The sequence below is a fragment of the Acinetobacter sp. YH12151 genome (assembly GCF_013418355.1).
GTDB classification, from domain to species: domain Bacteria; phylum Pseudomonadota; class Gammaproteobacteria; order Pseudomonadales; family Moraxellaceae; genus Acinetobacter; species Acinetobacter pseudolwoffii.
In genome coordinates, this window is record NZ_VPCG01000022.1 from 47,706 (window position 1) to 55,087 (window position 7,382).

Annotated in this window: 5 protein-coding genes and 1 pseudogene; 3 read left to right on the top strand and 3 right to left on the bottom strand. The window is 44.3% G+C overall.

The annotated features are described in order from the left end of the window. Positions 1-52 precede the first annotated feature (52 nt). On the top strand, positions 53-1,465 hold the full coding sequence (locus FTU82_RS09720) for a DASS family sodium-coupled anion symporter (RefSeq protein WP_005172903.1): 1,413 nt from the start codon (positions 53-55) through the stop codon (positions 1,463-1,465). A 122-nt stretch (positions 1,466-1,587) separates the two neighbouring features. Here the strand turns inward: FTU82_RS09720 and FTU82_RS09725 are convergent, their stop codons facing one another. After that, entirely contained in the window at positions 1,588-2,706 is a 1,119-nt protein-coding gene (locus FTU82_RS09725) for an HPP family protein (RefSeq protein WP_180049812.1), read from the bottom strand. A gap of 231 nt (positions 2,707-2,937) precedes the next feature. Then, the gene (locus FTU82_RS09730; RefSeq protein ID WP_180101298.1) at positions 2,938-3,780 is read right to left on the bottom strand and encodes a transglutaminase family protein; all 843 of its coding nucleotides are present in this window, start codon (positions 3,778-3,780) and stop codon (positions 2,938-2,940) included. A 314-nt stretch (positions 3,781-4,094) separates the two neighbouring features. Between FTU82_RS09730 and glyQ the strand changes: the two genes are divergently transcribed. Together glyQ and glyS are read left to right on the top strand one after the other, a co-directional pair. Next, positions 4,095-5,078 (top strand): glycine--tRNA ligase subunit alpha, encoded by a 984-nt coding sequence (gene glyQ, locus FTU82_RS09735; RefSeq protein ID WP_005095400.1) that lies wholly within the window; start codon positions 4,095-4,097, stop codon positions 5,076-5,078. Continuing rightward, positions 5,078-7,147: a glycine--tRNA ligase subunit beta gene (glyS, locus tag FTU82_RS09740; protein WP_180101299.1), complete on the top strand. Its 2,070-nt coding sequence runs from the start codon at positions 5,078-5,080 to the stop codon at positions 7,145-7,147. Before glyQ ends, glyS begins: the two co-directional genes overlap by 1 nt. A 126-nt stretch (positions 7,148-7,273) precedes the next feature. On the opposite strand, the pseudogene FTU82_RS09745 reads toward glyS, so the two are convergent. After that, positions 7,274-7,382 (bottom strand): annotated as a pseudogene (locus FTU82_RS09745) (IS701 family transposase); the annotation flags it as partial.

Consider the following 7,382-nt stretch of genomic DNA (forward strand, 5'->3'; position numbering starts at 1 on the left):
TCAAAGCTGATATAAAAAAATGACGTAAATAAAAACCTTGCAAGGAGAGCATATGACTCAGACCAATCTAGCCACCCCAACCAATGCGATGCCTAAAGGGCTGCTCAAAGGCTGGATCCTTATTGTTGTTGCAGCTATTGTGGCCTATAGCCTCTATCTTTATCTGCCCTATGACCAGAATGCCAATAAGGGTCTGGCTCTGCTGGCTTTTATCGGTATTCTCTGGCTGACTGAAGCGATTCATATCACCATTACCGCACTTTTAGTTCCAGTGATGGCGGTGTTACTCGCCATGCCAATGGCCTCTGACGGGGGACTGGTTCCCATCACCACACAAGCCGCTTTGGCCACTTTTGCCGATCCTGTCATTTTCCTGTTTTTTGGTGGTTTTGCGCTGGCAACGGCATTGCATATCCAGAAGCTGGACCGGAAAATTGCCATGTGGATTATCTCCATGTCTGGTGGGCATTTGGGTATTTCTGTACTGGCGATTTTTGTGGTGACGGCGCTGCTGTCCATGTGGATTTCCAATACGGCCACTGCTGCCATGATGCTGCCTTTGGCCTTAGGCTTGCTTTCACATCTGGATGTCAGCAAGGATCGTAAAACTTTTGTCTTTATCCTGCTCGGCATTGCCTATTCGGCCAGTATTGGCGGGCTGGGCACCATGGTCGGTTCCCCTCCGAATGCCATTGCCGCCAAGGCACTCGGCTATGATTTTGCCGACTGGATGAAAATCGGCTTGCCGATGATGTTCATTATTCTCCCCGCCATGCTAGTCAGTTTATATCTGGTACTACGTCCAAAACTAAATCACAAAGTACAATTTGTGACCGAAGATATTCCCTGGACCGGCACCCGTATAGCCACCATGATCCTCTTTCTCTGTACTGCAATTGCCTGGATTTTCAGTAAAAAATTCACCGAAATTTTTGGTATTTCTCAGCCGGATACCTGGATTGCAATTTCGGCTGCCTGTATGGTGGTAATTCTAGGTACCGCAAGCTGGAAACAGATTGCAGAAAATACCGACTGGGGGGTCTTGTACCTATTTGGTGGTGGTCTGACCTTGAGTGCCATTCTGAAGGATTCAGGCAGTTCGCTGGTACTGGGGCAAACTCTGGCCAATGCCTTTGGTGATGCCTCCCCGCTGATGATTATTTTTGTAGTCGCCACTTTTATTATCTTCCTGACTGAATTTACCAGTAATACCGCTTCGGCTGCCCTGCTGGTACCAGTATTTGCCGCAATTGCGGATCAGATGGGCATGCCCAAAGAAATTCTGGTGATTGTCATTGGTATTGGTGCCTCATGTGCCTTTATGCTGCCGGTAGCTACCCCGCCCAATGCGATTGTTTTTGGAACCGGTCATATCCAGCAAAGCGAAATGATGAAAGTCGGTTTTGTACTGAATATTATGTGTATCTTTATTATTTCACTGTTTATTTACTGGTTCTTCCTCTAAACCAAGTCCAATAAAAAAGCACGTTTTGGCGTGCTTTTTTATTGGCAAGTATCGCTGCTTTTTAAGAAAAATCCTTGCTCAAAGCAGATATATTAAACTCAGATAATTTCTCTAAAATCACCTTATTCAGTTCTGCTTTTGATCTTAAGTTGATTGAGTTCCTGATTCAGTGCAGCAATGATATCGGCACGACTGATAATTCCCACCAGCCGTTGTTGACTGACCACCGGAATATAATTAAAAGAACGTTCAACAAAATAAGGCACCAGATCCTGAATCGGCTGGGTCGGCTGCACCGTGACGACTTTTAAGCTCATAATATGCCTGACCTGATCTTCCCAACTGCTGCGAATATCTGAAGCACGCTTAAACCATTCCACCACGTCATACATGGCCAAAGTACCGACCAGTTTTTCTTCTGCATTGACCACGGGCAGGCTCATCAGGTTCATCTGTTTAAACTTGTCCAGCGCATGATGAATATTGTCATTTTCATGCAGCGTGACCACATCTTTGGTCATAATATCCTGACAAGTAAATTCATGCACCGCCCGCGCATTGGCAATATCCTGTGCTTCCAGAATAATCTTTTGCAGGTCATATTCACTGATATCCAGCAATTCTGTTTGCTGGTCTAGCACGTCCTGAATATCCTGCGGCTGAATGGTAACTTTCTGGGTCGGGGTTGGATCTTTAGAACGGGTATTCAGTTGCGCCTGCTGCGGATAGCTCTTGCCAATCATGCGGTTAAATACAATGGCGATGATCATCAGCAGCAGTGAATTTAAGAGCACCGGATAAAACACAAAGGCATAGCCCAGATCATGTACCGCATTTCCGCCCAAGACCGCAGTAATCGCGACCGCACCACTCGGGGGATGCAAGGAATCTGTGGTCATCATCAGCATAATCGACAGAGCGACGGCGACACTAAAAGCTTCAGTCGGATTGGCCATGAATAATGCGCAGGTTACGCCGACCACAGCCGCAATGGTATTCCCCACCATAATATTCCAGGGCTGTGCCAGAGGACTGGCCGGCACTGCAAACAGCAACACCGAAGACGCTCCCATCGGTGCAATATACCAGGCCTTAAAATCACCCAGAATCCACAAACTCAGCAATGAAGATACGGCCAAGCCGATCAGGGCACCGATGCCGCATAACAGACGGTCTTTGAGCGGAAGGACTTTGAAGTTTGGTTTTAAGGTATTGAGCCAGTCTAGATTTGAGTGAAACACAGTCTACCTGATTTACTTTTTATCGATTTTCCGCATTATAGAACCAAGCAGCCTTAAAGGTATATTTGTTTTATATCTTTTAATGCTGCAGGTATGCCTACTTTTTAGAAAAAAATGTCGGCATGATTGCTCATCATCAAAATGGTTTTGAATAGCTAAGGCTTTATGCTTCTGCATATTCCAACAACATTATGACTTACAATGAAGCTGATAAAACTGTTTAAAATCATGTTATTTTGCAGTAATTTCAGTAGGCTTTGATAGCGGATTTTCATCTGATTCAGAGCGAATAATCGGCTCGATTTTAATCAGCTCGACCTCACCATAGAAGGTCGAAAATGCCACATCTCCGGCATCGACGCCAGTGCCAATCCGAATTAAATTTTCTACAGGCGCCAAACGGGTCGGATCAAACAGTACCCACCCACCCTCTAAATAAGCTTCAAAAATGGCGTGAAAATCGGGTAAAAACTTTTCGATTTCGACATAACCGACCACCATGCGTGCTGGAATGCCTAAAGCACGACACAGCGCAATACCTAAATGAGCAAAGTCACGACAGACGCCCGCCCGATGGATGAGCACATCTGTTGCAGTACTAAACTGATCCGTGCTGCCAGAAACATAAAATATATTGTTATAAATCCATTGTTCAATCGCTTTGACCCGCGCATAACCCGGCGTCATCCAGCCAAAGGACCGATTGGCCATTTCTGCAAATAAATCCGAATTACAATAACGGCTGGCTAGCAAATAAGGCAGCACCGCATCAGGCAAATCCGGAATCAGCACTTCATTCAGATTATGCTGCGCATCTGCATTGATCACCGGATGACGTTCAACTGTCGCGTTATAATGCACTTCAAAGACATCACAAGGTTGGACATGCAGACATATATAACGATTTTGATGATTTAAATCCTGGAATTCACGCCATACGACAGGCATATTAAATGTCAGTTGTTGTTCAAGAATAGTTTGATCGGAATGATGTGCCGCCTGAATCAGAAAAACAAATTCTGTGGTCTGGACAACCTTATATTTTAAATGACATTGAATTTGATAAGTGGTCATGAATTTCCTTATTTTTAAGCATTATTATATTGTGTGAATATTAAACTAATTTTAGGATGCTAATCGTATAAGATCAGTTGAGCTTTATAATGCTCCGGTTAATCGGATGCCATATATCTGATTTATTCTTGATTTTTTAAGTTAGCCTCAATCGGCCAGTAAAGCTGAAATCACGACAGATGCATAGATGACTCTTCTTGTTTAAAGGTATTCTGGATTTTTTCAAAAAAGGTTCCACACATTAACCCTTTGCCACTCCCCTGCAAAGTCCTTATAATTGAGCACAATTTTTCTCTAATTTTAAGTGGATGACCATGAGTCGCGCCATATCGCATATTGATACCTTCCAAGGCTTAATTCTTGCCTTACAAACTTACTGGGCGGAGCAAGGCTGTGTAATTTTACAGCCTTACGACATGGAAATGGGCGCAGGAACATTCCATACAGCGACTTTCCTTCGTGCTTTAGGGCCTGAAACCTGGAACGCAGCCTACGTTCAGCCGTCACGTCGTCCGAAAGATGGCCGTTATGGCGAAAACCCGAACCGTCTGCAACATTATTACCAATTCCAGGTGGTACTGAAGCCAAACCCGGACAACATCCAACAGCTCTACCTTGACTCGCTTAAAGCGATTGGAATTGATCCACTGGTACACGATATTCGTTTTGTCGAAGACAACTGGGAATCGCCAACTCTCGGCGCTTGGGGTCTAGGCTGGGAAGTCTGGCTCAATGGTATGGAAGTGACGCAGTTCACGTATTTCCAGCAAGTGGGCGGTGTTGAATGCTACCCGGTAACAGGCGAAATTACCTACGGTCTTGAGCGTCTTGCCATGTACTTGCAAGGTGTAGACTCGGTTTACGATTTAGTTTGGACCAAAGGTCAGTTCGGTACTGTGACCTATGGCGATGTGTTCCATCAAAATGAAGTTGAGCAGTCAACTTATAACTTTGAATATGCAAACGTTGAAAAAATGTTTGAGTTGTTCGATTTCTACGAAGCTGAAGCAACACGTTTAATCGAAGCTGAACTGCCATTGCCTGCTTATGAGCAAGTGATTAAAGCATCACACTGCTTTAACTTATTAGATGCGCGTGGCGCGATTTCGGTGACTGAACGTCAACGTTATATTTTACGTGTGCGTACTTTGGCACGTGCCATTGCAAATAGCTATGTAGCAGCGCGTGCGAAGTTAGGCTTCCCGATGGCTGAACCTGAGCTTCGTGATGAAGTGTTAGCGCAGTTAAAAGCACAAGTTGAAGCGGAAGCAAAAGTTGAATCTAAGGAGAGCAAATAATGTCTAAACATACCGTTTTGTTCGAATTAGGCTGTGAAGAACTTCCACCGAAAAGCCTTAAAAAATTACGTGATGCATTGCAAGCAGAAACCGTAAAAGGCTTAAAAGATGCGGGTCTTGCTTTTGACTCTATCGAAGCCTACGCAGCACCACGTCGTTTGGCACTTAAAATCGTAAACGTTGATGGCGCACAAGCAGATACGCAAAAGCGTTTTGACGGCCCTGCAAAGCAAGCAGCCTTTGATGCGGAAGGCAACCCAACCAAAGCTTTAGAAGGCTTTATGCGTGGTCAAGGCATCACGGTTGATCAAGTATCGACTTTCCAAGCCGGTAAAGTTGAAAAAGTGTGCTACTTGAAAGACGTGAAAGGTCAAAGCCTAGACGCTTTACTCCCGCAAATTTTACAAAATGCCTTGGACAACCTGCCAATTGCAAAACGCATGCGTTCTGCGGCGAGCCGTACTGAATTTGTACGTCCGGTAAAATGGGTGGTATTGCTGAAAGACAACGATATTGTTGATGCAACCATTCAGGATCACAAAGCAGCTAACGTGACTTATGGTCATCGTTTCCACGCACCTGAAGCGATTACTTTAACGCATGCTGACGAATACTTAGCAAAATTAAAAGCAGCGCACGTTGTAGCTTCTTTTGAAGAACGTCAAGCCATTATCGACCAACAAGTGAAAGCGTTGGCTGATGAAGTCAATGCCATTGCAATTGTACCAAGTGACCTTCGTGACGAAGTAACAGCATTGGTTGAATGGCCTGTTGCGCTTCGTGCAAGCTTCGAAGAACGCTTCCTTGCTGTTCCTCAAGAAGCATTGATCACCACCATGCAGGACAACCAAAAGTACTTCTGTTTAGTGAATGCTGACAATAAACTGCAACCGTACTTCATTACGGTGTCTAACATTGAGTCGAAAGACCCGACACAAATTATTGAAGGTAACGAGAAAGTCGTTCGTCCACGTTTGTCGGATGCTGAATTCTTCTTCTTGCAAGATCAAAAGCAACCGCTTGCATCGCGTAAAGAGAAATTGGCGAATATGGTCTTCCAAGCAGAATTGGGTACGCTTTGGAACAAGTCGGAACGTATTGCAAAATTGGCTGTTGCTTTAGCGCCAATTACAGGTGCAAATGCTCAAGACGCTGAAAAAGCGGCCCTTCTGGCAAAATGTGACTTAACCTCTGAACTTGTGGGTGAGTTCCCTGAACTTCAAGGGATCGCGGGGACATACTACGCACGTCTTGAAGGCGAAAATGATGAAGTTGCTGAATCTTTAGGTGAGCAGTATTTACCTAAATTCGCAGGTGACGTTCTACCTAAGACTAAGACAGGTACAACCATTGCCCTTGCAGACCGTTTAGATACTTTGACGGGTATTTTCGGTATTGGTCAAGCGCCTACAGGTTCGAAAGACCCGTTTGCACTTCGTCGTTCTGCGATTGGTATTTTGCGTCTTGTGACGGAAAACGAGCTTGATGTATCAATTGAAGACCTAATCAAACTTGCTTTAGCTGCTTATGGCGATGTATTGAAAGATCACGACAAGACTTTAAATGATGCTGTTGCATTCTTAGAAGGTCGTTACCGTGCCAAATACGAAGATCAAGGCGTTGCAGTTGATGTGATTCAAGCAGTTCAAGCGTTATCGCCTAAATCACCGCTTGATTTTGACAAGCGTGTCAATGCGGTCAATCACTTCCGTGCCTTGCCTGAAGCTGCTGCCCTTGCTGCTGCCAACAAGCGTGTTGCCAATATTCTTGCAAAAGAAGCTGCACCTGAAGGTGAAATTGTTGAAGCAAGCCTGGTTGAAGATGCTGAGAAAGCATTGTTCGCTGAACTTGCGAAAATCACACCTGTGGTTGAGCCGTTATTTGCTGCCAAAGACTACACTGCTGCACTTTCAGCTTTAGCTGCACTTCGTGCGCCAGTCGATGCGTTCTTTGACGGTGTAATGGTGATGGCTGATGATGCTGACTTGAAAGCAAACCGTTTACGTATGCTTGCTCAGCTGCGTGATTTGTTTACGAAAGTCGCTGATATTTCGGTGTTACAGCACTAAGCTTTAATTGCTTGAAGTTTAAACAAAACCTCGCTATAAATTAGTGGGGTTTTTTATTGAGTTTAAAATGAGTAAATTAGAACAGGGTGAAATAGCATTATTTAAATATATAGGACTTACGCACTATTATTTATAGATTCTCTGTGGTAGCAGATGATTTTTATCGAGAATAAAGTCATCAATGAAGTTTTTGATAACTGGTCTAAATAATTTCTTCTGCCAACGATATACATTT